Below are 24,308 nucleotides of genomic sequence, written 5' to 3'. Positions count from 1 at the left end.
TTAACGCGACTGTCATTCTTAACATTGTCACGAGCAAATCAGCGTGGTGAACAATGTTAGCAAATCACGATAGAGTGATACGTTCTTGCGGCGTAATGTAATGGAAATAATGGCCCCGATCTATGCTCAATGTACGAATTTCTTACTGCATTTAACGGGAAGCGCAAAAAGAGGCTCATTGTTGCAAAAATGTTTTATTTTATCGATACTTCGCTGCAAAATACGGCGCTTTTAGTTGTTAATGATAAAAGCTCTCAATACCGCACTGCTGAAAGGTGTCAGCTTGACATTTTTGTGAGCTAAATCACAAAACAACTACCTAAGAATGGGTAAGCTCAGAGTCACAGTAAAGGCCTGCTATTATCGTCTGGCCCACTGATTAGCAGAAAGCCAAACCGTTCATGTTTAACACAGGCTTTACTTCTCCACTGCTAGCTAAGCTGTTTTAGCAAATCAGCCAACGGGAACTTTTCAGTAAGTGAAGTTTCTGAAAGAGAGCACATTTATCTGTCTATACTTGTTGCTTGTGCGGCTCATTGACTAAAAAAGTTTAACATTATCAGGAGAGCATTATGGCTGTAACCAATATCGCTGAACTAGATGCGTTAGTAGCACGTGTTAAAAAAGCCCAGCGTGAGTTTGCCAATTACACTCAAGAACAAGTAGATAAAATCTTCCGCGCCGCCGCTCTGGCTGCTGCTGATGCCCGTATCCCATTGGCTAAATTAGCCGTTGAGGAATCAGGTATGGGTATCGTGGAAGACAAAGTGATTAAAAACCACTTTGCATCCGAATATATCTATAACGCCTACAAAGATGAAAAAACCTGTGGCATCCTGTCTCAGGACGACACTTTCGGTACTATCACTATCGCTGAACCTATCGGTATCATCTGCGGTATCGTACCGACCACTAACCCAACCTCTACGGCCATCTTCAAGGCGTTAATCAGCCTGAAAACCCGTAACGGCATCATCTTCTCTCCGCATCCCCGTGCCAAAAACGCCACGAACAAAGCCGCGGATATCGTTTTGCAGGCTGCTATCGCAGCTGGCGCACCAAAAGACATCATCGGCTGGATCGATCAGCCTAGCGTTGAACTGTCTAACCAACTGATGCATCACCCAGACATTAACCTGATTCTGGCCACCGGTGGCCCAGGCATGGTTAAAGCAGCGTATAGCTCAGGTAAACCTGCTATCGGCGTTGGTGCTGGTAACACACCGGTTGTTGTTGACGAAACTGCCGACATCAAACGTGTTGTTGCTTCTATCCTGATGTCTAAAACCTTCGACAACGGCGTGATCTGTGCTTCAGAACAGTCCGTTATCGTAGTTGACTCCGTGTATGACGCAGTGCGTGAGCGTTTTGCGACTCACGGCGGCTATATGCTGCAAGGTAAAGAATTGAAAGCCGTTCAGGATATCATCCTGAAAAACGGTGGCCTGAATGCGGCTATCGTAGGCCAGCCAGCCACTGAAATTGCAAAAATGGCCGGCATCACTGTTCCAGCAACCACCAAAATCCTGATTGGTGAAGTGAAAGTTGTTGATGAGTCTGAACCATTCGCTCATGAAAAACTGTCTCCAACGCTGGCAATGTACCGCGCTAAAAACTTTGAAGAAGCTGTCACTAAAGCTGAGAAACTGGTTGAGATGGGTGGTATCGGCCATACCTCTTGCCTGTATACCGATCAGGATAACCAACCTGAGCGTGTGAACTACTTCGGCGAAAAAATGAAGACTGCACGTATCCTGATCAACACCCCTGCTTCTCAGGGTGGTATCGGTGACCTGTATAACTTCAAACTTGCTCCATCTTTGACTCTGGGTTGTGGTTCTTGGGGTGGTAACTCCATCTCTGAAAACGTCGGGCCTAAACACCTGATGAACAAAAAAACCGTGGCGAAGCGAGCAGAAAACATGTTGTGGCATAAACTTCCGAAATCTATCTACTTCCGCCGTGGCTCTCTGCCAATCGCGCTGGATGAAGTAGCCTCTGATGGTGCAAAACGTGCCTTCATCGTGACTGACCGCTTCCTGTTCAACAACGGTTACGCCGATCAGATCACCAAAGTCCTGAAAGGCCACGGGATCGAAACTGAAGTCTTCTTCGAAGTTGAAGCTGACCCAACGCTGAGCATCGTACGTAAAGGTGCAGAGCTGATGAACTCCTTCAAACCAGACGTGATTATCGCGCTGGGTGGTGGTTCACCAATGGACGCAGCTAAAATCATGTGGGTGATGTACGAACATCCTGAAACTCACTTTGAAGAACTGGCTCTGCGCTTCATGGATATCCGTAAGCGTATCTACAAATTCCCTAAAATGGGCGTGAAAGCGAAAATGATCGCCGTCACCACCACTTCAGGTACCGGTTCAGAAGTCACTCCGTTTGCTGTGGTAACCGATGATGCAACTGGCCAGAAATATCCACTGGCTGACTATGCATTAACACCAGACATGGCGATCGTTGATGCTAACTTAGTCATGAATATGCCTAAATCACTGTGTGCGTTCGGTGGTTTGGATGCCGTGACCCATGCTTTAGAAGCTTACGTTTCTGTTCTGGCTAACGAATACTCTGACGGTCAGGCTCTGCAAGCGCTGAAACTGCTGAAAGAAAACCTGCCAGCAAGCTACCACGAAGGGGCGAAAAACCCTGTTGCTCGTGAACGTGTTCACAACGCGGCAACTATCGCTGGTATCGCATTTGCCAACGCCTTCTTGGGTGTATGTCACTCCATGGCCCACAAACTGGGTTCTGAGTTCCATATCCCACACGGCTTAGCAAACGCCCTGTTGATTTCTAACGTTATCCGCTATAACGCGAACGATAACCCAACTAAACAGACTGCTTTCAGCCAGTATGACCGCCCTCAGGCTCGTCGTCGTTATGCTGAAATTGCAGACCATTTAGGTCTGAGCGCACCGGGCGACCGTACTGCTGCGAAGATTGAAAAACTGTTAGCATGGTTGGATAGCATCAAGGCAGATCTGGGCATTCCAGCATCTATCCGTGAAGCTGGCGTTCAAGAAGCAGACTTCTTGGCTAAAGTGGACAAACTGTCTGAAGATGCGTTCGATGACCAGTGTACCGGTGCGAACCCGCGCTACCCACTGATCTCAGAACTGAAGCAAATTCTGATGGATACTTTCTACGGTCGTGAGTTCAGCGAATCACACGAAGTTGAAGCCGTAAAAGCACCTGCTGCTAAAGCTGAGAAAAAATCTAAGAAATAATTAGATTCCCTTATATAAATATAAAACCCGCCGCTGGCGGGTTTTTTTATGCCTATTGTATCTCCCTATTCACTCAATGCTTCTCTATCTTCAGAAGATAGGAACGACATATAAACGAGTACGAAACCAAACATCCTATCCCCTACTCCATGCGGCAATATTCGGCCATCATCACAAGTCTGGCTACAGATTAATGATTTAAGGAGGAAGAAATATAGAAGACGTTAAAGATCAATGTCAGTGCATCGGTAACAGATGGGTATATAGAATGTATGCGATTATGCAATGCGCAAACTTGAACTGGGGAAACTGGGGAATATGTTTATCTTTCGACACACGCCCTGAGAAGACGTGTGCCTCATTATCTATACTCTGCTGATGCTCAGCAGCAACGAACAACAAGTATCACGCTAACGCGTCTTTATAGTGCTTACGGCAGACTGAGACGTAGCTTTCATTGCCACCAATCACAACCTGCTCGCCGTCTTTTAATGCTTTACCGTGCTCGTCTAGACGTAGCACCATATTCGCTTTGCGTCCGCAGTGGCAAATCGTTTTAAGCTCAACCAATTTATCCGCCCAGGCTAATAGGTATTGGCTTCCCCCAAACAACTCGCCGCGAAAATCAGTTCTTAATCCGTAGCACAATACCGGGATATCCAAGTTATCCACAACATCAGAAAGTTGATTAACCTGATCTTTGGTCAGGAATTGACACTCATCCACTAACACGCAGTTGACCGGCAAAACATCATTTTCCTGCCGAATCATATCGAACAGAGGTGTTTCGCTATTATAAAGTTGAGCCTGTGAACTCAGACCAATACGTGAGCTCACTTTTCCCACACCAAAACGATTGTCAATTTCTGCGGTAAACACCAGCGTACGCATTCCTCGTTCCTGATAGTTATAGGAAGATTGAAGTAACGCCGTTGATTTTCCCGCATTCATCGCTGAATAATAAAAATATAGTTGTGCCACAACCTGCTCTAAGCCCCATATAGAATCGCGTAACTGACCGGATTTTATCACAGCCAACGCACCGATGATGGCATAAAGTTATGAAAAAAAATGCCTAGCCAATCGCGTTATTCTTAAAGCCTGAATCTATATCAATATCTGATAAAACAATATTTTGTCTAAAAATGCGAGGGACACAACACTCTGTTAAGAAATGATGTCACACCAAACTCTGATTTTGCTAATTGATGGGATTGTTACTATAAAGGGATTTAGCACCCTAGTTTTTCCGATAATTCTCACCAGCTTTTGCCTTATATTAGCAATGTGGAGTGTGACAGCGCTTAAAGATCTGTAGATTTAATCAACAAAAAATATCCGCCTTGAAACATAACAACGCCGTCAATACGATTATATTTTAATAGACTTCGGTTTGGTGCTTTAGCTGCTTTGAACTCCATGTTGTAATCTGAATAACAAGTAGCTATATTCGTTATAGTGTTTAAAGAAGCATTATTTGCTTATATTACGAAATATTTTGCTAATCTTACAAAATTCACTATTGCGTTAAATAAACTGGCACTCTATTATAATCGAGACGCCCCCCACCAATATAATTTGAGATTAGGACAATGAGCGAAGCATTAAAAATTCTGAACAACATCCGTACTCTTCGTGCTCAGGCTAGAGAATGCACTTTAGAAACTCTGGAAGAAATGCTGGAGAAATTGGAAGTTGTTGTAAACGAACGTCGTGAAGAAGATAGTCAGGCACAAGCTGAGATCGAAGAACGTACTCGTAAATTACAGCAATACCGCGAAATGCTGATTGCTGACGGTATCGATCCTAATGAACTGCTGCAGACCATGGCTGCTGGTAAAGTAGCAGGTAAAGCAAAACGCGCTGCGCGTCCTGCTAAATACCAGTATGTTGACGAAAATGGCGAAACTAAAACCTGGACTGGCCAAGGCCGTACTCCAGCTGTGATTAAGCAAGCTATCGAAGAACAAGGTAAGTCTCTGGACGATTTCCTGCTGTAATTTTCTTCTGAACATTACAACTAAATCTGTATAAATAGCCTCTTATGAGGCTATTTTTTTATCCATATTTTACTAATGGGCTTATGCATCTAAACCCTTACGTATAGCAATTGATTCTATGCACGCAAATAAATTCGATTTTTAAAACCCATTTTGAATAGCATGTCACGAGAGTCCATACGGCAAGATACTGTGCCCATTTGCATAATGGATGAAGAAAACCACGCCACTGCGGCATACCCTCTTCTGTGAGTGTACAACGACACTCCTACGCTTCTGTAGGACTTATCTTTCACGCTGTGGAATTTCCAGGAATGGACGGGTTCTAGATTAATTTCTACCGTTGCAATAGGCATAGGAACAGCTGATAACCATGCATTTAAAATACCTTAAATTGATAGTAAACATCTGAGTAATAAACAACAGTAACTATGGTTATATTGATATAACCAATCTTCAGCAAAGTTAATATTTTTTTGATTTACACCCCAATATATACCACAAACAAGGTATGGGATTGTTCCCGTATAGCCTTAATTCAAGAGAAATCCCGTTTGGCGAGACGCCATTATTAAAAAAGACTTATCTTTTGATCCTTTCAGGGCATTGCTTTAGGCAGATTGAGTATTGCAAAGCGATGGAGATGGAATTTAAATCAAAGAGGTCATACATTTAGTCATTATTTACTTAGACAAGTATTTAAGCTTCCTCGTACCTTTACGCGAATCTTTAAGATAACTTGCATAAAAAAAAGGATGCCGAGGCATCCTTTACAGAGTTTTTTTAAACACAGCGGCTTTTAGTCGTTCAAATCTAATGACTTCAACCACGTGGTGAATTCTTTGCCTAACGATGCGTGGCGCATGCCATATTCAACGAATGCCTGCATGTAACCCATTTTATTCCCGCAGTCATGGCTCAGACCTTTCAGGTGATAAGCTTCAACGGTTTCTTTCTTCATTAACATAGCAATCGCATCTGTTAATTGGATTTCTTCACCAGCACCAGGAGGTGTTTTAGACAGCAGTGGCCAGATCTCTGGAGAGAGTACATAGCGACCTACAATTGACAAGTTTGAAGGTGCTTTATCGCGTGCAGGCTTCTCAACGACCGCTTTCATCGGGGTGCTCTCACCCGCCTTCAGCTCAACGCCGCTGCAATCTGCAACGCCATAGTTAGAAACATCTTCCATCGGTACTGGCTCAACCATAATCTGGCTATGGCCTGTTGCTTCGTAGCGAGACAGCATCTCACTCAAATTATCTTTGCTCAGGTCGGAGGTGTACTCATCCAAAATCACATCAGGCAGGATAACGGCAAATGGCTCATCACCAACCAGTGGATGTGCGCACAGGATCGCATGGCCTAAGCCTTTCGCTAATCCCTGACGAACTTGCATGATGGTGACATGCTTAGGACAAATAGACTGCACTTCAGCCAGAAGCTGACGCTTAACGCGTTTTTCCAGCATTGCTTCTAATTCAAAACTGGTGTCGAAATGGTTTTCGATAGAGTTTTTTGAAGAATGTGTAACCAGAATAATCTCGTTAATCCCTGCAGCAATACACTCATTCACAACATATTGAATCAGTGGCTTATCCACCAACGGCAACATTTCTTTCGGAATGGCTTTCGTGGCTGGCAACATACGTGTTCCTAGCCCTGCGACAGGTATAACAGCTTTTCTGATTTTTCTTACTGACGTTGACATACAACCTCTCTAATCGTTTAGCTCCGTGTTCATATCCATTTTATTTGGCGGATATGAATGCTAATTTCCAGCGCGAGTATACCAGTTAGTAATTTGTGCGCATTAAATTCAAAGTAATTACAGGCCGATTGAAGATATTACAAGCAACCGGCCTTTTAGATAAATAACGACTCATTAACTGATTAAATTAAAAAGCAGATAAAACTGAAAAAAATCAGTGTTGCGGTGACGTCAGCATTAAACGTAGATGCCCACCCGCGCCCCAGATTTGGCTCTGCCAATGGCTACACCGCTGACTAACCTGATTGATGTGAATTGAGCCCATTGTGCCTAAAGGTACACCGCTATTAAGCTGAATCAGGTTATCACCTGCATGAATCTTGGCATGCAAACCAGCAGAAACAAGGATGAGATTCTGTTGCTGGACATGATAATACCCAGCCAGCAAAGGAAACTGCCCATCAAGATTTGCCTGACGCAACAGGTGATTAACCTGTTTAAGGATGGTAGACATTTGGGGCAAGCGCAACTCTTGGTGAGCCAGCTGTTCTTGCAGTAACCCGTTAAAAATCGCCCTTACCATTAGTGCTGCCAAAATGCCATTCTCTCCCGCCCGCGAAACATCTAAACAATAGAATGCGAGATCATTACTGGATAACGGCGCGATATCTAACACCAAGCCTGAATTATTCAGCGAAGTGAGTTGTCGATAATTTACCTTACAACCACAAATGGTTTGTTGAACCGGTGGCTGTAACTGTTTAAGCAAACGCGCAGCATATTCAGGATCTTGGCTCAATAGCTCCCAATCATGGATAAACTCATCTTTCTCTAAGGCTGGAGATTCGAATAGATCGGGATAAAAGCAGGATAAAAGCGTTTCCTGCAATCTCCTGAGGTCGGTTATGGGCTTGAGCAATACATCACGCACGCCAAGACGCATCGCATTTGCAACGTCAGCCATTTCTTCAGTCGCAGAAATCACGACGACCGGCGTTTGGAAACCCCGTTCTCTGAATCGTTTAATAAACTCGATCCCGCCCATTTTTGGCATCGCAAGATCACAAAGAATTGCGTCTGGAGTGAACTCATCCAATAAACTTAAGGCCTCTATTCCATTGGCTGCTTCCTGAATCAAAGCGCCTTGGGATTGGAGGTATCCGGCAAGTACACAGCGAAAGACAGGATCGTCTTCAACGATCATTACTCGCTTACTTTCCAGTGGCAGCGCCATTAAGAACCTCCTTTCACTAGTGCTCCTTCTATTTTGGCTCAATATGCCGCCTTGTGCTGCATAGATATTTCTGGAATGACGCGTTTTGCGCGCCATTACGCACATTTAACTAAAAGGCCTATTCGTTACAATTATTTATTAGCTGATGATTCAGAATATTATCTCAGCGTCACGCCCTCGTAGCGGCTGAGATAAGGATTCGATACCATAGCCTCAATTCGTCTTTCGATAAGGTTCAACTGCCATGATATCTGCCCCGCACACATCGCCTGATAGCCGCTCACCTTGCCCATGCCAAAGCGGTAATATGTTTGCCCAATGCTGCGAACCTATTATTAGCGGACAGCGTATAGCCGCTGAACCTGAACAACTGATGCGCTCACGCTATACCGCCTATGTGGTGCGCAACGTCGATTATCTGGTGGAAACTTGGCACCCAGAATGTGGAATGGATAAGCAACGCGCCGCGATTGAAGAAAGTTTTGCGGATACCGAGTGGCTAGGCTTAACAATTGTTAAAACTGCCAGCGGTAAGAACAGCGATGAAGGCTTTGTTGAATTCTTCGCGCGCTACCATTCTGAGGCCGAAAATCAAAATAATTCGATTCATGAATGTTCGCGCTTTATTCGTCTGGATCAACGTTGGTATTATGTGGATGGAACCAAACCGCAAGTAGGCAGAAACGATCCCTGCCCTTGTGGTTCTGGCAAAAAATATAAGAAATGCTGTGGTCAATAAGATCATCCGCAATAATAAAAATATCTAGACAGGAAACCAACACATGTCACAACCCGTTATTCAACGTAAAGTTCTCCGCACCATCTGCCCTGATGCGAAAGGGCTGATCGCCAAGATCACCAACATTTGCTACAAACACCAGCTCAATATCATTCAGAATAATGAATTCGTTGACCATCTCACCGGTCGCTTTTTCATGCGTACCGAGCTGGAGGGTATTTTCAACGATGAGACACTACTGGCCGATCTGGATGGCGCACTCCCTTCAGGTTCTGAGCGCGAGCTTACGGTATCAGGCCGTCAACGCATTGTGGTGCTTGTCACCAAAGAGGCACATTGCCTTGGCGACCTACTGATGAAAAGCGCCTTTGGGGGCTTAGACGTTGAAATTGCGGCGGTCATTGGCAACCACTCGACGTTGCAATCGCTGGTTGAGCGTTTCGATATTCCCTTCACGTTGGTCAGTCATGAAGGCCTCTCACGCGAAGAACATGACGCAGCCATGGTGGCTGAAATTAAAAAACATACGCCAGACTACGTGGTATTAGCGAAATACATGCGAATATTAACGCCTGAATTTATCAGTCATTTCCCTAATCAGATTATTAATATTCACCACTCTTTCCTTCCCGCATTCATTGGCGCGCGCCCTTATCACCAAGCCTATGAGCGCGGCGTGAAGATTATTGGCGCAACCGCGCACTTCGTTAATAACGATCTGGATGAAGGCCCAATCATCATGCAAGACGTTATTAACGTCGACCATACTTATACCGCCGATGAAATGATGCGTGCGGGGCGCGACGTTGAAAAAAATGTGCTCAGCCGAGCGCTGTATCGCGTGCTGGCACAGCGAGTATTTGTTTATGGGAATCGTACAGTTATATTCTGATTGACGACTTTTTCTCTGCTTTTTGTTCACACAAAAGGCGTTAAGTGCAAAAAAACGGCAAACAAAATATTTTTTACCTCCCAATGCTTTACAGCGCGGCGCGATTTGTTATTATGCGCCCCGCTTCCGGTGATAACGGAGCGATTAAAAATCTGGTGGGGTTCCCGAGCGGCCAAAGGGAGCAGACTGTAAATCTGCCGTCTCAGACTTCGAAGGTTCGAATCCTTCCCCCACCACCATCTCTTCTTCCTGATGAGATAAAAAAGCTGTTAGCCGCAGCTTTCCGGAGAAAACCGGGCAACAATTCGTAACCACGAATTTCGTGGTGGGGTTCCCGAGCGGCCAAAGGGAGCAGACTGTAAATCTGCCGTCTCAGACTTCGAAGGTTCGAATCCTTCCCCCACCACCATCCTTTCTTAGCTTCACAATCCCAAACAAATATAAAAATCACATATTCCCCCGGGGAAGGTCGAGAACCTTCGATTAAGGTTCGAGTTGAGCGTAGCGAAACAACGTCGCTTGCGACGGCCCGCAGGGCGAAGAGCGCAGCGATGAGTCATCCTTCCCCCACCACCATCCTTTCTTAGCTTCACAATCCCAAACAAATATAAAAATCGCATATTCCCCACGGGGAAGGTCGAGAACCTTCGATTAAGGTTCGAGTTGAGCGTAGCGAAACAACGTCGCTTGCGACGGCCCGCAGGGCGAAGAGCGCAGCGATGAGTCATCCTTCCCCCACCACCATCCTTTCTTAGCTTCACAATCCCAAACAAATATAAAAATCGCATATTCCCCACGGGGAAGGTCGAGAACCTTCGATTAAGGTTCGAGTTGAGCGTAGCGAAACAACGTCGCTTGCGACGGCCCGCAGGGCGAAGAGCGCAGCGATGAGTCATCCTTCCCCCACCACCATCCTTTCTTAGCTTTGCAATCCCAAACAAATATAAAAATCGCATATTCCCCATTTCACTATAATTTCCTGTTCTCCATCATCTCCTTGAATTCCTAGCATCAATCCGCTATACCACTGCTTTTCTCTTCAGCAGTAGGATATGTCATGCGTAACAACATCTGCGTTTTTTGCGGCGCCAGTGAAGGCACTAATCCAGCCTATTCCGATGCAGCTAAATTGCTTGGCCGTACACTTGCTCAGCAAGGCCGTCAATTAATCTATGGCGGCGGCAGCAAAGGGCTCATGGGCGTGTTAGCCAATGCGGTACTTGACGCGGGCGGTGAAGTGCATGGCGTCATACCACAGCGTTTAGTGGAAGCGGAAACCGCGCACTACGGCTTAACCTCTTTAGATATTGTTCCCGATATGCATACTCGCAAGGCTCGTATGGCCGAGCTATCGGATGGATTTATTGCCCTGCCCGGCGGGATCGGAACCTTAGAAGAATTATTCGAAATCTGGACGTGGAGCCAAATCGGCTATCACAATAAACCTATCGCACTCATGGACGTTGCAGGCTATTACCAAAAGCTGATCGAATTTCTACGCTACAGCGCCCAGCAAGGCTTTGTTCGTCAGCAGTATGTCGATACGTTGGTCTGTTTAGAAGATCCGGCGGTAATCCTAAAAGAATTCGACCACTATCACCCCCATAATTTGAACCGCTGGGCATAGTGACTGAGCGTGATTTTTGAATTGGTAGGCTTTCTGCTACTATTCATTCACAACTGTTGTTTAACAACGCTTTGTTAACCAGAACGCCTCAATATGGCCTGCACTTATGAAATTTATCTCTTTTAATATCAATGGACTGCGTGCCCGTCCACATCAACTTGAAGCCATCATCGCAAAACATCAGCCTGATGTGATTGGCCTGCAAGAAACCAAAGTTCACGATGATATGTTCCCGCTGGCTGATTTAGAGCATCTGGGATATCACATTTTCTATCATGGTCAGAAAGGACATTACGGCGTTGCATTGCTGACGAAGGAAAAACCACTGGCCGTACGCAAAGGCTTTCCAACCGATGAAGAAGATGCGCAGCGTCGTATCATTATGGCCGATATTGCTACGCCGACCGGCGTGCTCACGGTTATCAACGGTTATTTTCCTCAGGGCGAAAGCCGTGACCACCCTGTCAAATTCCCAGCAAAAACTAAGTTCTATCAAGATTTGCAGAACTATCTTGAGTCTGAACAGACCCCTGCGGGACAAGTGATCGTGATGGGTGACGTAAACATTAGCCCAACCGATGATGATATTGGTATTGGCGAAGAAAACCGTAAGCGTTGGTTACGCACCGGGAAATGTTCATTCTTACCCGAAGAGCGCGAATGGATGGATCGCCTGAAAAATTGGGGACTCATTGATACCTATCGCCAAGCTAACCCTGAGCGTAACGATCAGTTCTCATGGTTTGACTACCGCTCAAAAGGCTTTGATGACAACCGTGGTCTGCGCATAGATTTAGTTTTGGCAAGCCAACCGCTCGCTGAAAAATGCATCGACACCGGTATCGATTACGAAATTCGCGGAATGGAAAAGCCTTCCGATCATGCGCCAATTTGGGCTGAGTTTAAGCTGGCGTGATAGAAATGACCGCACCTCATAATACGATCGATGTCGTTGCCGCCATTATTGAATCGCGAGGCAAAATCTTATTAGCCCAACGAGGGGCGAATAAAGATCAGGCTGGTTTGTGGGAATTTCCCGGCGGTAAGGTTGAGATGGGTGAAACTCAGCCTGAAGCGCTGTGCCGTGAACTGGCAGAAGAGTTGTCGGTAAGATGCAGCGTGGCGGATTATGTCGCCAGCAGCACGCTGAGGCTTGAGAACAAAACTATCCATCTACATGCTTGGCGTGTGCAGCATACTGAGGGTGAATTCATCGCCAACGAGCATGCAGCATTGGTATGGGTAACTCCGCAGCAAGCCGAGTCTTATGATTTGGCACCGGCTGATATTCCCCTGCTACACGCCTATCAACAGAAGCTAGCGCGGTTATCGCAACAAGATGATGAGGCGTAAATAAGTAAAAAGGCCCGTGCTAAGCGCTGGCCTTTTTACTTTCAATTGCCCGAATCTAAATAACCTTGGGCTTTTTGCAACGGCTTGTTAACGTTGTACATTAACCTTTTTTCAATACAACCCATTTGAGATTATTGGTGCTCAATACATTTTTATCCGCTGAGCACTGCAACAATACCCCTTCAGCCTTCACCACCGCGCCTTCTGAATAGCTACGGTTATCATAAATACAGCAACGTGGGCAGTTCACATTGCTGTCGTTATTACTATAGCCACCGGTGTTATTCAGGATTTCGGGAGAAACTGGCACAACCACATCAATACCATTGTTGCGATTTGCCATCGTCGTGGCGCTGAGCAATACCAACGGCAATAACCAGAATCCTATCGCACTCTTTTTCATGCCTTGTTCTCCTTTGCTTTTGGCTTATATTTTCGCTTGGCGCTTTTTTCAGCCGCCGGAGGTAAACCGCGAAACGCCTGAGGATTTCGATTGCTTCTCGCCTGATCGATAAGCTGATACAGAGTGCCCACCAGCGGCTGCATAAAGTCCTGATAGCGTCGATTTTTTTCACTGATTTGGGTCAGCGTGGCTTCCCAATCTGCGGTCATATCCGGCCTTGCTGCAATTTCAGGCAAACAGTGGATCAGCGCTCTTCCCGCCTCTGACGAATGTATATAGCGACCCTTTTTGTACAAAAATGTACGCCGGAACAATAATTCTATAATTCCAGCACGCGTAGCTTCAGTCCCTAAACCATCGGTTGCTCGTAGGATTTTCTTTAGCTCTTTATCTTGCACAAAACGCGCAATACCCGTCATGGCCGATAATAACGTTGCATCGGTGAATGGACGCGGGGGCTGAGTTTGACGTTCCATCAGCTCGCCTTTCTCACACAGCAGCTCATCTCCCTTAGCAACCACCGGCAGCGGAGAACCTTCGTCCTCATCATCTCGCTCTTTGGCACCCAGCAACGCTCGCCAGCCTGCTTCAGCGAGGAAACGCGCTTTGGCAACAAATTTACCGTTGGCAATATCTAAATCGATAACACATTTACGGTACATAGCATCCGGACAAAACTGCATCAGATATTGACGCGCCACCAAGGTATAAATTTTGCGTTCATCGTCGCTTAAATTGATATTGCCAGCACGCGCGGTCGGGATAATCGCATGGTGAGCATCAACCTTTTTATCATCCCAGCAACGATTGCGTCTGTCGGGATCAACAGCAGCAACCTGTTGTAAATCTGGGACATGTGAAGCGATAGCGTTCATCACAGCATGACGTCCAGCAAAATGCTCTTCAGGCAAATAGCGGCTATCGGAACGAGGATAGGTAATCAGTTTGTGGGTTTCATACAGGCGCTGACAAAGATCCAGCACCTGTTGAGCACTTAGGTTAAAACGCTTAGCGGCCTCGATTTGCAAAGCCGAAAGCGAGAATGGCAACGGTGCAGTTTCTGATTCCCGTTTATCATTATAACCGGTGACAAGGGCGGGCTGGCCTTCAATCCGTTTGATAACGTGCTCAGCCAGTGCCTTATTCAGCAAACGCCCCTCTTCATCCTGATGAGGTTCGCATGATTCACTCGGTATCCACATCGCCGTAAAACGCTCTTCCGCAGGCGTTACGATATGAGCTTTAACCTCATAGAAATCCTTGCTGACGAAGTTTTCAATCTCTTCGTCACGGCGCACCACCAAGCCTAATACCGGCGTCTGCACACGGCCCACCGACAGCACGCCGTTATAGCCCGCATTGCGGCCTAAAATGGTATACGCACGGGTCATATTGATGCCGTATAGCCAATCCGCCCGTGAACGGGCCAGCGCCGACACGCACAGCGGGATAAACTCACGGTTATCACGCAACCGCGAAACCGCACGCTCTACCGCCTGTGGGTTTAAGTCATTAATCAGGCAGCGCTGCACGGTTTGACGCTTTTCAGGCGCGAGCTCTAGGTAATCTAACACCTCGTCCACCAGCAGTTGCCCTTCACGATCGGGGTCACCCGCATGGATAACCTGCTGGGCGTCAACCAACAACCGTTTAATCACGTTGAGCTGTTTGGCAACAGAGGGTTTAGGCTTTAGCTGCCATTTCTCAGGCACAATCGGCAGATCGGCTAAGTTCCAGCGCGCGTAGCGCGTGTCGTAGGCATCTGGCTCCGCTTGTTCAAGCAAATGGCCAATGCACCACGTGACAGTGTCACCTGAACCACAAGAGATATACCCGTCACCACGTCGGTGAGGTTTTGGCAGCACGTCGGCAATCGCGCGCGCCAGGCTTGGTTTTTCCGCAATAAACAGACGCATCAGTCACCGTAAGTCTGGCTGGTCGCCAATAAATAGTCCTTAACTTCCGAATAATTGCCTCGGAAGACAATACGCTCCGCTTTCTTTTCCAGTTGATAGCGGTACATCGGGTCATAATATTCTTGCAGCAACGGCACCAGCCACGCGAGATGCCCATCGCTGATGCGCGTTTCACGCTGCTGAATAAGCGCCTGCTCTAGATAGAGTTTAAGTTTAGTATAACGTTCCATGCCCAAGCGTTTGCGGATCGCAAACAAACCGTGATGCAGGTATTCAACGTAATTATCCCAACCTAATTCTCGGCCGTAGACACGTTCAAACTCAACGCGCATCAGATCAATGTACTCTTCCTGCAATCGGACGATGCGTGTTTCGAAAGGATCGTCCACCACCGCAACCGGCGCTTTTTGCATTCGATCATAAAAACAGATCGGCAGATGATTTGAGCCAATAATCCGCCCTTCATCTTCAAGGAACCAGTGACGTATGCCTTGATCTTGTTTTTTGAGTAAATCCACAGCCAGACGGTTTTCAAAATCGATCTGACTGCTTTGTTTGACCAAGGTGCGGCCAAACGATGAACCACGATGATGGGCAACACCTTCTAAATCGATACCCGCCGCCAGCTCACGCAGCATACGGGTCTTACCACTGCCAGTATTGCCACCAATAAGTACCATTGGCAGCAGTGATGCTTGCTCGGTGGCGTTCATCGCAAAGGTGCGCAAGGCTTTATAACCGCCCTCAATAAGAGGATAGTCCATCCCGCTTTCATGCAGCCACTGCTGAACAATGTGTGAACGCAATCCACCGCGAAAACAATAAATATAGCCTTCGGGGTGACGAGCACATTGTTCGCGCCATGCAGCTAGACGAGCATCGCGCACCGCACCATAAACCAGTTCATTACCCAGCTTTATCGCGGCGTCCTGACCGTGCTGCTTGTAACAGATACCAACGGCTTCGCGCTCGCTGTCTAACATAAGCGGCAGATTTTGCGCGCAGGGAAATGCCCCCTGAGCGAACTCAACGGGAGCACGAACATCAATTAACGGGATATCATCAACCAGAATACGATGGTAATCCACGCCGTTGGCTCGCGAGTTAACGCGTGGATTAGACGGCAAAACCATTACTGCACCTCAATCAGAGGCTGTTCTGGCTGGCGCGGATGGAGCTCACCGATGGCCGTTAGCGTCAGTCCAAAGCGATTGGCTACATCTTGGATCTGAGCTTCAGCTTCGGGTAAAACAGCCAGCAATAAGCCACCGGAGGTTTGTGGATCGCACAACAATTTGCGCTGCATATCCGTCATTTCACCCACCAGATGGCCGTAGCTTTCAAAGTTACGACCTGTACCGCCCGGCACGCAGCCTTCATTGATGTAGCTTTCGACATCAGGCAGTTTCGGTATTTGATCAAACCAGACAGTGGCTTGTAAACCTGAGCCTTGGCAAATTTCACTCAGATGACCCAGCAGACCAAAACCGGTCACATCGGTCATCGCCGTGACGCCCGCAATATCGGCAAAATCTGCACCTGGTTTATTGAGCTGGCACATAGTCTCAGTGGCAACGCCCTGATGTTCTGGACGCAGCTTGCTTTTCTTCTCAGCGGTGGTTAACACACCGATACCGAGCGGTTTGGTCAGATAGAGTTTACAGCCCGCCTGCGCAGCGCTGTTTTTCTTCACGCGATCGGTACTCACCATGCCGGTAACGGCTAAGCCAAAAATCGGCTCCGGCGCATCAATCGAGTGCCCACCAGCCAGTGAAATGCCCGCCTGTTGGCAAACAAAGCGCCCACCTTCAATCACCTGCTGGGCGATTTCTGGTGCAAGCTTATCGACCGGCCAACCGAGAATCGCAATCGCCATAATCGGTTTTCCGCCCATTGCATAGATATCACTAATCGCGTTGGTGGCGGCTATACGACCAAAATCAAAGGGATCGTCAACGATCGGCATAAAGAAGTCGGTGGTGCTGATGATCCCGACCCCGTTACCGATGTCATAAACAGCGGCATCGTCACGCGTTTCGTTACCGACCAACAGGTTCGGGTCAACAAATTTAGCGTGTTCGCTGTGCAGAATGGTTTCTAACACTTTAGGGGAGATCTTACATCCACATCCCGCCCCATGGCTGTACTGAGTCAAACGAATGGCTGGCGCAGTCATATCTACTCCTTTCCATCTAATTTATGGCTGCTATGTTAGCGCTTGAAGCCGAACTTAGTAAGGGAGTGAAGGAAATACCGGAAAGATCTGTGGAATAAATCGCGTGATTGCACAGTAAACCAGCAAAATAGTTTTCTGCTTAAGATTTTTGGTGGGTATGACAAGATAACTTTCACTCTGCGGCGAGCCATTCGCTGCGCGGCAGAGTGAAACTGGCTAGCATTTAGAAGGCGCTGACAAATTGGCTACTGTCGAGTGGCGCGACACGCGGAGACTTAAGCTGTGGCGTTCCGAGATACAGGAATCCAACGATCTCATCTTGCTCCCGGCAGCCAAAGGCCTCACGAACTTTCTCATCGCTCGTCCACTTTCCGGTACGCCAAATACCGTTAAATCCTTGTGCCTGCGCCGCCATTTGCATGGCCATAACGGCACAACAGGCTGAAGCCACCTGTTCCCAATGTGGAACCTTGGTTTCCGTATTACAGTGAGCCACGACGGTAATAATCAACGGCGCACGGAACGGCGCATTTTTCGCTTTCTCAATGCCCTTTTCATCTAATTGTTCTTCCACGGCTATGCCATGTAATAACGCGCTTAAACGCTCCTGACCTTCACCTTCAACGGTGATAAAGCGCCACGGCTGCAATGTTCCGTGGTCTGGCGCACGTAAGCCCGCTTGGTAAATGGCTTCTAACGCATCACCGGTAGGTGCCGGTGCGGTCAAACGTGAAGCCGAACGGCGTTGTAATAATATTTCCAGCGCATCCATAACGATCTCCGAAATTATGCTGTTTTCTAATTGATAATTGTTATCAACATTATCACGATTTGTTAACCTAGACATTATCGTTTTTGCATCATTAGCTGCGCTTTCAGCGTTCACCCATATGAAAAGCAAAAGCTATAAGAACCATTTATGCTTGTTACAGTAAAATACGGCGCGACAACCCTAACTCTGGCATAGTGCGAGAATCGCAAAATGCTGATGTTTTTAAAAACTGATATTCTTAAAAAAATGCGGCTATAAGCAAAACATAAGACAACACAATTTAATATGGAGAGCACATGCACTTTTTGTGGAGATGCATTTCAGGTGTATTTCGATGGACTTGGCGGATACTGAATTTTATCCGCGAGTTTATTTTGAACGTATTCCTGATCCTACTGATTTTGGTTTGTATGGGAATTTATTTCCAGATGCAAACCAAACCCGTTGAACCGGTTAAAGGCGCCCTGCTGGTTAACCTGACCGGCGTTGTAGTCGATAACCCTGCCATCAGCAACAAATTTAGCCAGATAGGCAGAGAGTTGCTGGGTGCAAGTAGCAATCGTCTACAGGAAAACTCACTGTTTGACGTGGTCGATATGATCCGTCAGGCCAAGACCGACCCAAATATCACCGGTATGGTGCTGTCGCTTAATGATTTTGCGGGCGCGGATCAGCCTTCGCTGCAATATATGGGTAAAGCGCTGCGTGAGTTCCGTGACAGTGGTAAACCAATTTTTGCCACTGCCGATAGCTATAGCCAAGCCCAGTACTATTTGGCGAGCTATGCCAACAAAATCTATCTGTCACCGCAGGGCGTGGTCGATCTGCACGGCATGGCGACCAATAACCTTTACTACAAAACCTTGCTCGATAAGCTTAAGGTCAGCACGCACATTTTCCGCGTTGGTACATATAAATCTGCGGTTGAGCCGATGATCCGCGACGATATGTCACCCGCGGCACGCGATGCGGATAACGAGTGGCTGAGCGGTATGTGGAACAACTACGTCGCAACCGTTGCTGCAAACCGTCAGATCACAGCGGAACAGCTCTTCCCTGGCGCAGAAGCTGTATTGAAAGGCCTACAGGCTGCGGGCGGCGATACCGCCAAATATGCGCTCGATAATAAACTGGTTGATGGGTTAGCTTCGCGTTCAGACGTTGAAAATCTGTTTACCAAAGCCTTTGGCTGGAATAAAACCACTAAAGATTTCAGCGCCATCAGCATGTATGACTATACCCCACCGGCTGAGAAGAAAAGCGGAAGTGAAATCGCCGTTATCTTTGCCGATGGTGCCATTATGGATGGCCAAGCAACGCCGGGTAACGTGGGTGGCGATACCACCGCAAGTCAGATCCGCGATGCTCGTTTAAATCCTAAAATTAAAGCCATTGTTCTACGCGTAAACAGCCCTGGCGGTAGCGTTTCTGCCTCTGAGGTCATTCGCTCTGAGCTGGCAGCTACACGCGCTGCAGGTAAACCAATTGTCGTCTCTATGGGTGGCCTCGCCGCTTCTGGCGGTTACTGGATCTCCACACCGGCTAACTACATCTTCGCAAGCCCAAGCACGTTAACCGGTTCTATCGGTATTTTCGGCGTAATTAACACCTTCGAAAATACGCTCGATAGCATTGGCGTTCATACCGACGGCGTGGCGACATCACCATTGGCAGACCTCACAGTCACCAAGGCGCTGCCTGAAGCTTTCTCGCAGATGATGCAAATCAACATCGAGAACGGCTATAAAAACTTCATCACGCTGGTAGCCAAAGCGCGCAACAAAACCCCAGAACAAGTTGATGCTATCGCTCAGGGCCGCGTGTGGTTGGGTACTGATGCGAAGAAGAACGGTTTAGTTGACCAACTGGGTGATTTCGACGATGCCGTCGCCAAAGCGGCAGAGCTTGCCAAGCTGAAAACTTACCAACTGAACTGGTTTGTTGAAGATCCAAGCTTTGGACAGATGGTGTTAGGTCAGTTAACCGGTTCGGTACAAGCGGCGTTACCTTCCGCCGTACGTGCCATGCTACCAGAGTCTTTGGTGCGTATTTCTGCGCTGCTGAAGGATAAAACCGACTGGATGGCCACCTTGAACGATCCACAAAATCGCTATGCGCTATGCATGAGCTGCGGTGATGTGAAGTAAAAACAGAGAAGTAAAAACAGAAAAGTAAAATGCGGGCCCACCAAATTGATTAAGCCATAATTCTGGTTTATCGGCTTGGTGGGCTTTTTTTATTTGGCGTTCGCCCTATAATCCACTCCATCTCTAGGCCATTGCGCTTAATCCACCGCGAAAATCTCGCCACACAGAATCCTAAGCCATGCAGAAGAAATCTATTTACGTAGCCTACACCGGCGGCACCATCGGCATGCAGCGTTCAGAGAATGGCTACATTCCTGTTTCGGGCCACTTGCAGCGCCAATTGGCCTTGATGCCGGAGTTCCATCGTCCTGAAATGCCTGACTTCACGCTTCATGCCTACGAGCCGTTGATCGATTCCTCAGATATGACGCCAGAAGATTGGCAACATATTGCGAATGACATTGAAGCCAACTACGACAAATATGATGGTTTCGTGATCCTGCATGGTACCGACACCATGGCGTTCACCGCTTCTGCTCTGTCGTTTATGCTCGAAAATCTCGCGAAGCCGGTTATCGTTACTGGCTCGCAGATCCCGCTGGCTGAGCTACGCTCAGATGGGCAAATCAATTTGCTCAATGCGTTGTATCTAGCCGCCAACTATCCGATTAACGAAGTTTCGCTGTTCTTCAACAACAAGCTGTTTCGCGGCAACCGCACCACCAAAGCGCACGCCGACGGTTTTGATGCTTTTGCGTCACCTAACTACCCGATGTTGCTTGAGGTCGGAATTAATATCCGTCGTATCGCGCCACTGATGACTCAGTTGCATAATGCGCCGCTCAAGGTGCATCAAATTACACCGCAGCCGATTGGCGTGGTGACGATTTACCCCGGAATTTCCGCCGATGTGGTGCGTAACTTCTTGCGCCAGCCGGTCAAGGCACTGATCTTGCGTTCTTACGGCGTGGGCAACGCTCCGCAAAAAGCCGATTTGCTGGCAGAATTGCAGGAAGCCTCCGATCGTGGGATCGTGGTGGTTAACCTGACCCAATGCATTTCAGGCCGCGTGAATATGGAAGGTTACGCCACGGGAAATGCGCTGGCGCATGCGGGCGTAATCAGCGGTTTCGACATGACGGTTGAAGCGGCGCTAACAAAACTGCACTATCTGTTGTGCCAAAATCTCAACCCTGAGCAAATTCGCGAATTGATGAAACAGGATCTTCGCGGAGAGTTGAGCATCACCGACTGAGAAAAATTAAAAAAAGGAACTGCCAATGTCAGCCGCATTATTGCTTATCGATTTACAGAATGACTTTTGCCCGCAGGGCGCACTGGCAGTCTCCGAAGGCGATCGAGTAATTCCTATCGCTTTGAATGCGATTAAACAGGCACAGCAAAACAGCGTGCCGGTTATTGCGACTCAAGATTGGCATCCCGCGTATCACGGTAGTTTTGCCAGCCAGTCTGGGGGAAAAATCGGTGAAATGGGCGAGCTGGCAGGCTTAGAACAAATTTGGTGGCCCGATCACTGTATTCAAGGTTCAGAAGGCGCTGAGTTTCATCCACAGCTGAATGCCGCCTATTTCGATCACATCGTGCACAAAGGCACCGATGCCACAATCGATAGCTACAGCGCGTTTTTTGACAATGGCCGCAGAGCCTCAACGGAGTTGCATAGCTGGCTGCAAAGGCATCAAATCGACACGCTCTACATGATGGGGCTAGCCACGGATTATTGCGTAAAATACTCGGTGATGGATGCGCTGCATCTGGGTTATCGCGTGGTGGTGATTACCGACGGTTGCCGGGGCGTCAATATCAAGCCTGAAGACAGCAAAATTGCGCTCCAGCAGATGCAAACGCTAGGCGCAACGTTGATGACGTTAAGCGATGTTAGATTTTAAACCTTTATTCTCTTGCATAGGACGGATGGCAATCAACGCTTCCGCCCTACCGCTCTCAAGCCACGACACCCTGCCACCTGAAAAATGCTGCCTGAATAAAGCGTTATGCTTCAGGCTTTAAACGAATGATGGCATCGCGCTCGAAGCCTTTTTTAAAGTCCTGCTTACTTTTCATTTCAATTTGACCCTGCGTATTGATGCTCATGTGCTGAGGATCGGTGTTATGGCGCGACTGCCATAGCATCACCATTTGCAGGCTGTTTTCTTTTTGCTCTGGCGTCAAACTCACGCCGTCTGGCCATTTGCCGAGTTCGACCGCGGTTGCCAAGCGTTGATAAATTTCTGGCGTCATCACCGACAGCAAATCGTCTAGTTCCATTTTAAACCTCGTTTAAGATGCACTTTGCTGAATCGTTTCTTCTGCGCTATAATAAGCACATAGAAAAGAGTTTATTGTTAGCCCTGAGTCTGTTTACCAGAGTCTTCATCGGTGAAGCTAAGCGATGCAGAGTTCACGCAATAGCGGTCGCCGGTAGGCTGTGGTCCATCAGGGAAAACGTGGCCAAGATGCGCATCACAGTGAGCGCAGCGAATTTCAGTACGCTGCATGCCGTGTGAATTGTCTTCAAGGTAGCGGATAGCCTCCGCACTCACGGGCTGGTAGAAGCTAGGCCAGCCGCAGCCAGAATCGTATTTGCTGTTAGAGTAGAACAGTGGACTGTTACAACACAGGCAGTGATAAATGCCTTCTTGTTTATTGTGTAGCAGTTTTCCGCTAAAAGGCGGTTCAGTACCCCGCTGTTGTGTAACGTAGCGTTGCATCTCAGTTAAGTCATTCGGGTGTTGTGCAGAGAAATCGTCTTTAGCCATTTGTGCGTTCTCGAAGAGTTGTTTTTGATTATCATTGATCACTTTTTTTGGCGATTAATTATAACAAACAGTTAACAACGGTTCAGCCAATTTTGGTCTAAACTGTTTAGCGAATCGGCGGCAGCCTCATTTTTGTGATGAGCATCACAAATGAAAGTCGAGATGGCTTGAGACTCAGATGACTGCCCCCATGTATAATCCGAAACAGAGTGTTAAATGGAAGCGTGTGATATGTGCTCAGCCAAGGCTTCGCTTTGATTTACAGCAATAATTGACACGATTCCGCTTGACGCTTTATAAGGTTTTTGTAATTTTACAAGCAACCTTTTATTCACTAACCAATAGCTGGTGGAATATATGACTATCAAAGTAGGTATCAACGGTTTTGGCCGTATCGGCCGTATTGTTTTCCGTGCTGCTCAAGAACGTTCTGACATCGAAATCGTTGCAATCAACGACCTGTTAGACGCTGAGTATATGGCTTACATGCTGAAGTACGACTCTACTCACGGTCGTTTCAACGGCACTGTTGAAGTTAAAGATGGCCACTTGGTCGTTAACGGCAAAACAATCCGTGTTACCGCAGAACGTGATCCGGCTAACCTGAAATGGAACGAAGTCAACGTTGACGTTGTTGCTGAAGCAACTGGTCTGTTCCTGACTGACGAAACTGCACGTAAGCACATCGCTGCTGGTGCTAAGAAAGTCGTTCTGACTGGTCCTTCTAAAGACAACACCCCAATGTTCGTAATGGGTGTTAACGATAAGACTTATGCTGGCCAAGATATCGTTTCTAACGCATCTTGCACCACTAACTGCCTGGCTCCACTGGCTAAAGTTCTGAACGACAAGTTCGGTATCGTTGAAGCACTGATGACTACCGTTCATGCGACTACCGCAACTCAGAAAACCGTTGATGGCCCGTCTCACAAAGACTGGCGCGGCGGCCGCGGCGCATCCCAGAACATCATTCCTTCATCTACCGGTGCTGCTAAAGCTGTAGGTAAAGTAATCCCAGAACTGAACGGCAAACTGACTGGTATGGCGTTCCGCGTTCCTACCCCTAACGTTTCTGTTGTTGACCTGACTGCTCGTATCGAGAAGAAAGCAACTTACAAAGAAATCTGTGCTGCAATGAAAGCTGCGTCTGAAGGCGAGCTGAAAGGCGTACTGGGTTACACCGAAGATGACGTAGTTTCTACTGACTTCAACGGCGAAGTTTGCACTTCAGTATTCGATGCTAAAGCTGGTATCGCGCTGAACGACAACTTTGTGAAACTGGTTTCTTGGTACGATAACGAAACTGGCTACTCAAACAAAGTTCTGGATCTGATCGCTCACATCTCTAAATAATTTAGCGATGAGAAGTTGATGAG

At 47.4% G+C, this 24,308-nt stretch carries 21 protein-coding genes, 2 tRNA genes and 3 other RNA genes; 16 read left to right on the top strand and 10 right to left on the bottom strand.

Going from position 1 to position 24,308, the window contains the following annotated elements:
- Nucleotides 1-572 precede the first annotated feature (572 nt).
- Nucleotides 573-3,242, top strand: coding sequence for a bifunctional acetaldehyde-CoA/alcohol dehydrogenase (adhE, locus tag U0008_RS09945; RefSeq protein WP_025801183.1), 2,670 nt, complete (start codon nucleotides 573-575; stop codon nucleotides 3,240-3,242).
- A gap of 405 nt (nucleotides 3,243-3,647) precedes the next feature.
- Here adhE and U0008_RS09940 read toward each other — a convergent pair whose 3' ends face one another.
- Nucleotides 3,648-4,223: a thymidine kinase gene (locus U0008_RS09940; protein WP_038502798.1), complete on the bottom strand. Its 576-nt coding sequence runs from the start codon at nucleotides 4,221-4,223 to the stop codon at nucleotides 3,648-3,650.
- A gap of 611 nt (nucleotides 4,224-4,834) precedes the next feature.
- Here U0008_RS09940 and hns point away from each other — a divergent pair.
- Nucleotides 4,835-5,242, top strand: coding sequence for a histone-like nucleoid-structuring protein H-NS (gene hns / locus U0008_RS09935; RefSeq protein ID WP_025801182.1), 408 nt, complete (start codon nucleotides 4,835-4,837; stop codon nucleotides 5,240-5,242).
- Between the two features lie 799 nt (nucleotides 5,243-6,041).
- On the opposite strand, the gene galU is transcribed toward hns, so the two are convergent.
- Nucleotides 6,042-6,953 (bottom strand): UTP--glucose-1-phosphate uridylyltransferase GalU, encoded by a 912-nt coding sequence (galU, locus tag U0008_RS09930; protein WP_025801181.1) that lies wholly within the window; start codon nucleotides 6,951-6,953, stop codon nucleotides 6,042-6,044.
- Nucleotides 6,954-7,167: 214 nt separating this feature from the next.
- The gene (gene rssB / locus U0008_RS09925; protein ID WP_025801180.1) at nucleotides 7,168-8,187 is read right to left on the bottom strand and encodes a two-component system response regulator RssB; all 1,020 of its coding nucleotides are present in this window, start codon (nucleotides 8,185-8,187) and stop codon (nucleotides 7,168-7,170) included.
- Nucleotides 8,188-8,431: 244 nt separating this feature from the next.
- On the opposite strand from rssB, the gene U0008_RS09920 reads away from it, so the two are divergent.
- From U0008_RS09920 to U0008_RS09875, 10 genes are all read left to right on the top strand, one after another.
- Nucleotides 8,432-8,926 carry a YchJ family protein gene (locus tag U0008_RS09920; protein WP_051874132.1) on the top strand — a complete coding sequence of 165 codons (495 nt, stop codon included), beginning with the start codon at nucleotides 8,432-8,434 and terminating at the stop codon, nucleotides 8,924-8,926.
- Nucleotides 8,927-8,969: 43 nt separating this feature from the next.
- Nucleotides 8,970-9,818 (top strand): formyltetrahydrofolate deformylase, encoded by an 849-nt coding sequence (purU, locus tag U0008_RS09915; RefSeq protein ID WP_025801178.1) that lies wholly within the window; start codon nucleotides 8,970-8,972, stop codon nucleotides 9,816-9,818.
- A 154-nt stretch (nucleotides 9,819-9,972) separates the two neighbouring features.
- Nucleotides 9,973-10,057: transfer RNA gene (locus tag U0008_RS09910), tRNA-Tyr, on the top strand.
- An 85-nt stretch (nucleotides 10,058-10,142) separates the two neighbouring features.
- Nucleotides 10,143-10,227: transfer RNA gene (locus U0008_RS09905), tRNA-Tyr, on the top strand.
- A gap of 39 nt (nucleotides 10,228-10,266) precedes the next feature.
- Nucleotides 10,267-10,394, top strand: a non-coding RNA gene (locus tag U0008_RS09900) — RtT sRNA.
- 40 nt (nucleotides 10,395-10,434) lie between these two features.
- Nucleotides 10,435-10,562, top strand: a non-coding RNA gene (locus U0008_RS09895) — RtT sRNA.
- 40 nt (nucleotides 10,563-10,602) lie between these two features.
- Nucleotides 10,603-10,730: non-coding RNA, RtT sRNA (locus U0008_RS09890), on the top strand.
- Between the two features lie 145 nt (nucleotides 10,731-10,875).
- Nucleotides 10,876-11,445 (top strand): LOG family protein, encoded by a 570-nt coding sequence (locus U0008_RS09885; RefSeq protein WP_043493061.1) that lies wholly within the window; start codon nucleotides 10,876-10,878, stop codon nucleotides 11,443-11,445.
- Nucleotides 11,446-11,551: 106 nt separating this feature from the next.
- Nucleotides 11,552-12,361, top strand: a complete 810-nt coding sequence (gene xthA, locus U0008_RS09880) for an exodeoxyribonuclease III (protein WP_043493060.1) — start codon at nucleotides 11,552-11,554, stop codon at nucleotides 12,359-12,361.
- Nucleotides 12,362-12,366: 5 nt separating this feature from the next.
- Nucleotides 12,367-12,798, top strand: coding sequence for a pyrimidine (deoxy)nucleoside triphosphate diphosphatase (locus U0008_RS09875; protein ID WP_038502171.1), 432 nt, complete (start codon nucleotides 12,367-12,369; stop codon nucleotides 12,796-12,798).
- A 100-nt stretch (nucleotides 12,799-12,898) separates the two neighbouring features.
- On the opposite strand, the gene U0008_RS09870 is transcribed toward U0008_RS09875, so the two are convergent.
- The 5 genes from U0008_RS09870 to U0008_RS09850 all read right to left on the bottom strand — a co-directional run bounded on the left by U0008_RS09870 (nucleotide 12,899) and on the right by U0008_RS09850 (nucleotide 18,065).
- The gene (locus U0008_RS09870; protein WP_025802045.1) at nucleotides 12,899-13,201 is read right to left on the bottom strand and encodes a DUF1496 domain-containing protein; all 303 of its coding nucleotides are present in this window, start codon (nucleotides 13,199-13,201) and stop codon (nucleotides 12,899-12,901) included.
- Nucleotides 13,198-15,117, bottom strand: a complete 1,920-nt coding sequence (locus tag U0008_RS09865) for a DNA topoisomerase III (RefSeq protein ID WP_025802043.1) — start codon at nucleotides 15,115-15,117, stop codon at nucleotides 13,198-13,200. Before U0008_RS09865 ends, U0008_RS09870 begins: the two co-directional genes overlap by 4 nt.
- Nucleotides 15,117-16,250 (bottom strand): tRNA 2-selenouridine(34) synthase MnmH, encoded by a 1,134-nt coding sequence (gene mnmH / locus U0008_RS09860; RefSeq protein WP_043493059.1) that lies wholly within the window; start codon nucleotides 16,248-16,250, stop codon nucleotides 15,117-15,119. The genes U0008_RS09865 and mnmH overlap by 1 nt, the downstream gene beginning before the upstream one ends.
- Entirely contained in the window at nucleotides 16,250-17,293 is a 1,044-nt protein-coding gene (gene selD / locus U0008_RS09855) for a selenide, water dikinase SelD (protein ID WP_043493057.1), read from the bottom strand. Before selD ends, mnmH begins: the two co-directional genes overlap by 1 nt.
- Nucleotides 17,294-17,516: 223 nt before the next feature.
- Nucleotides 17,517-18,065, bottom strand: coding sequence for an NAD(P)H nitroreductase (locus U0008_RS09850; protein WP_043493056.1), 549 nt, complete (start codon nucleotides 18,063-18,065; stop codon nucleotides 17,517-17,519).
- Nucleotides 18,066-18,361: 296 nt separating this feature from the next.
- Here U0008_RS09850 and sppA point away from each other — a divergent pair, with 296 nt between their 5' ends.
- The 3 genes from sppA to pncA all read left to right on the top strand — a co-directional run bounded on the left by sppA (nucleotide 18,362) and on the right by pncA (nucleotide 22,062).
- Complete coding sequence (gene sppA, locus U0008_RS09845; protein ID WP_043493055.1) at nucleotides 18,362-20,212, top strand: signal peptide peptidase SppA; 1,851 nt, start codon at nucleotides 18,362-18,364, stop codon at nucleotides 20,210-20,212.
- Nucleotides 20,213-20,390: 178 nt separating this feature from the next.
- Entirely contained in the window at nucleotides 20,391-21,407 is a 1,017-nt protein-coding gene (gene ansA / locus U0008_RS09840) for an asparaginase (protein ID WP_025802033.1), read from the top strand.
- Nucleotides 21,408-21,432: 25 nt separating this feature from the next.
- Nucleotides 21,433-22,062: a bifunctional nicotinamidase/pyrazinamidase gene (pncA, locus tag U0008_RS09835; protein ID WP_043493053.1), complete on the top strand. Its 630-nt coding sequence runs from the start codon at nucleotides 21,433-21,435 to the stop codon at nucleotides 22,060-22,062.
- A gap of 103 nt (nucleotides 22,063-22,165) precedes the next feature.
- Here the strand turns inward: pncA and U0008_RS09830 are convergent, their stop codons facing one another.
- Complete coding sequence (locus U0008_RS09830; RefSeq protein WP_025802029.1) at nucleotides 22,166-22,441, bottom strand: YeaC family protein; 276 nt, start codon at nucleotides 22,439-22,441, stop codon at nucleotides 22,166-22,168.
- A 77-nt stretch (nucleotides 22,442-22,518) separates the two neighbouring features.
- Nucleotides 22,519-22,932 carry a peptide-methionine (R)-S-oxide reductase MsrB gene (msrB, locus tag U0008_RS09825; RefSeq protein ID WP_025802027.1) on the bottom strand — a complete coding sequence of 138 codons (414 nt, stop codon included), beginning with the start codon at nucleotides 22,930-22,932 and terminating at the stop codon, nucleotides 22,519-22,521.
- Nucleotides 22,933-23,289: 357 nt separating this feature from the next.
- Here msrB and gapA point away from each other — a divergent pair, with 357 nt between their 5' ends.
- Nucleotides 23,290-24,285, top strand: coding sequence for a glyceraldehyde-3-phosphate dehydrogenase (gene gapA, locus U0008_RS09820; RefSeq protein ID WP_038502170.1), 996 nt, complete (start codon nucleotides 23,290-23,292; stop codon nucleotides 24,283-24,285).
- The last annotated feature ends 23 nt before the right edge of the window (nucleotides 24,286-24,308 follow it).

Source organism: Hafnia alvei (assembly GCF_034424155.1).
GTDB lineage: Bacteria > Pseudomonadota > Gammaproteobacteria > Enterobacterales > Enterobacteriaceae > Hafnia > Hafnia alvei.
This window is presented reverse-complemented; position numbering and strand designations above follow the sequence as displayed.

Excerpts from the sequence above, each read along its gene's own strand:
- adhE (WP_025801183.1), top strand. The coding sequence starts at position 573 with ATGGCTGTAACCAATATCGCTGAACTAGATGCGTTAGTAGCACGTGTT.
- hns (WP_025801182.1), top strand. The coding sequence starts at position 4,835 with ATGAGCGAAGCATTAAAAATTCTGAACAACATCCGTACTCTTCGTGCT.
- galU (WP_025801181.1), bottom strand. The coding sequence starts at position 6,953 with ATGTCAACGTCAGTAAGAAAAATCAGAAAAGCTGTTATACCTGTCGCA.
- rssB (WP_025801180.1), bottom strand. The coding sequence starts at position 8,187 with ATGGCGCTGCCACTGGAAAGTAAGCGAGTAATGATCGTTGAAGACGAT.
- U0008_RS09920 (WP_051874132.1), top strand. The coding sequence starts at position 8,432 with ATGATATCTGCCCCGCACACATCGCCTGATAGCCGCTCACCTTGCCCA.
- purU (WP_025801178.1), top strand. The coding sequence starts at position 8,970 with ATGTCACAACCCGTTATTCAACGTAAAGTTCTCCGCACCATCTGCCCT.
- U0008_RS09885 (WP_043493061.1), top strand. The coding sequence starts at position 10,876 with ATGCGTAACAACATCTGCGTTTTTTGCGGCGCCAGTGAAGGCACTAAT.
- xthA (WP_043493060.1), top strand. The coding sequence starts at position 11,552 with ATGAAATTTATCTCTTTTAATATCAATGGACTGCGTGCCCGTCCACAT.
- U0008_RS09875 (WP_038502171.1), top strand. The coding sequence starts at position 12,367 with ATGACCGCACCTCATAATACGATCGATGTCGTTGCCGCCATTATTGAA.
- U0008_RS09870 (WP_025802045.1), bottom strand. The coding sequence starts at position 13,201 with ATGAAAAAGAGTGCGATAGGATTCTGGTTATTGCCGTTGGTATTGCTC.
- U0008_RS09865 (WP_025802043.1), bottom strand. The coding sequence starts at position 15,117 with ATGCGTCTGTTTATTGCGGAAAAACCAAGCCTGGCGCGCGCGATTGCC.
- mnmH (WP_043493059.1), bottom strand. The coding sequence starts at position 16,250 with ATGGTTTTGCCGTCTAATCCACGCGTTAACTCGCGAGCCAACGGCGTG.
- selD (WP_043493057.1), bottom strand. The coding sequence starts at position 17,293 with ATGACTGCGCCAGCCATTCGTTTGACTCAGTACAGCCATGGGGCGGGA.
- U0008_RS09850 (WP_043493056.1), bottom strand. The coding sequence starts at position 18,065 with ATGGATGCGCTGGAAATATTATTACAACGCCGTTCGGCTTCACGTTTG.
- sppA (WP_043493055.1), top strand. The coding sequence starts at position 18,362 with ATGCACTTTTTGTGGAGATGCATTTCAGGTGTATTTCGATGGACTTGG.
- ansA (WP_025802033.1), top strand. The coding sequence starts at position 20,391 with ATGCAGAAGAAATCTATTTACGTAGCCTACACCGGCGGCACCATCGGC.
- pncA (WP_043493053.1), top strand. The coding sequence starts at position 21,433 with ATGTCAGCCGCATTATTGCTTATCGATTTACAGAATGACTTTTGCCCG.
- U0008_RS09830 (WP_025802029.1), bottom strand. The coding sequence starts at position 22,441 with ATGGAACTAGACGATTTGCTGTCGGTGATGACGCCAGAAATTTATCAA.
- msrB (WP_025802027.1), bottom strand. The coding sequence starts at position 22,932 with ATGGCTAAAGACGATTTCTCTGCACAACACCCGAATGACTTAACTGAG.
- gapA (WP_038502170.1), top strand. The coding sequence starts at position 23,290 with ATGACTATCAAAGTAGGTATCAACGGTTTTGGCCGTATCGGCCGTATT.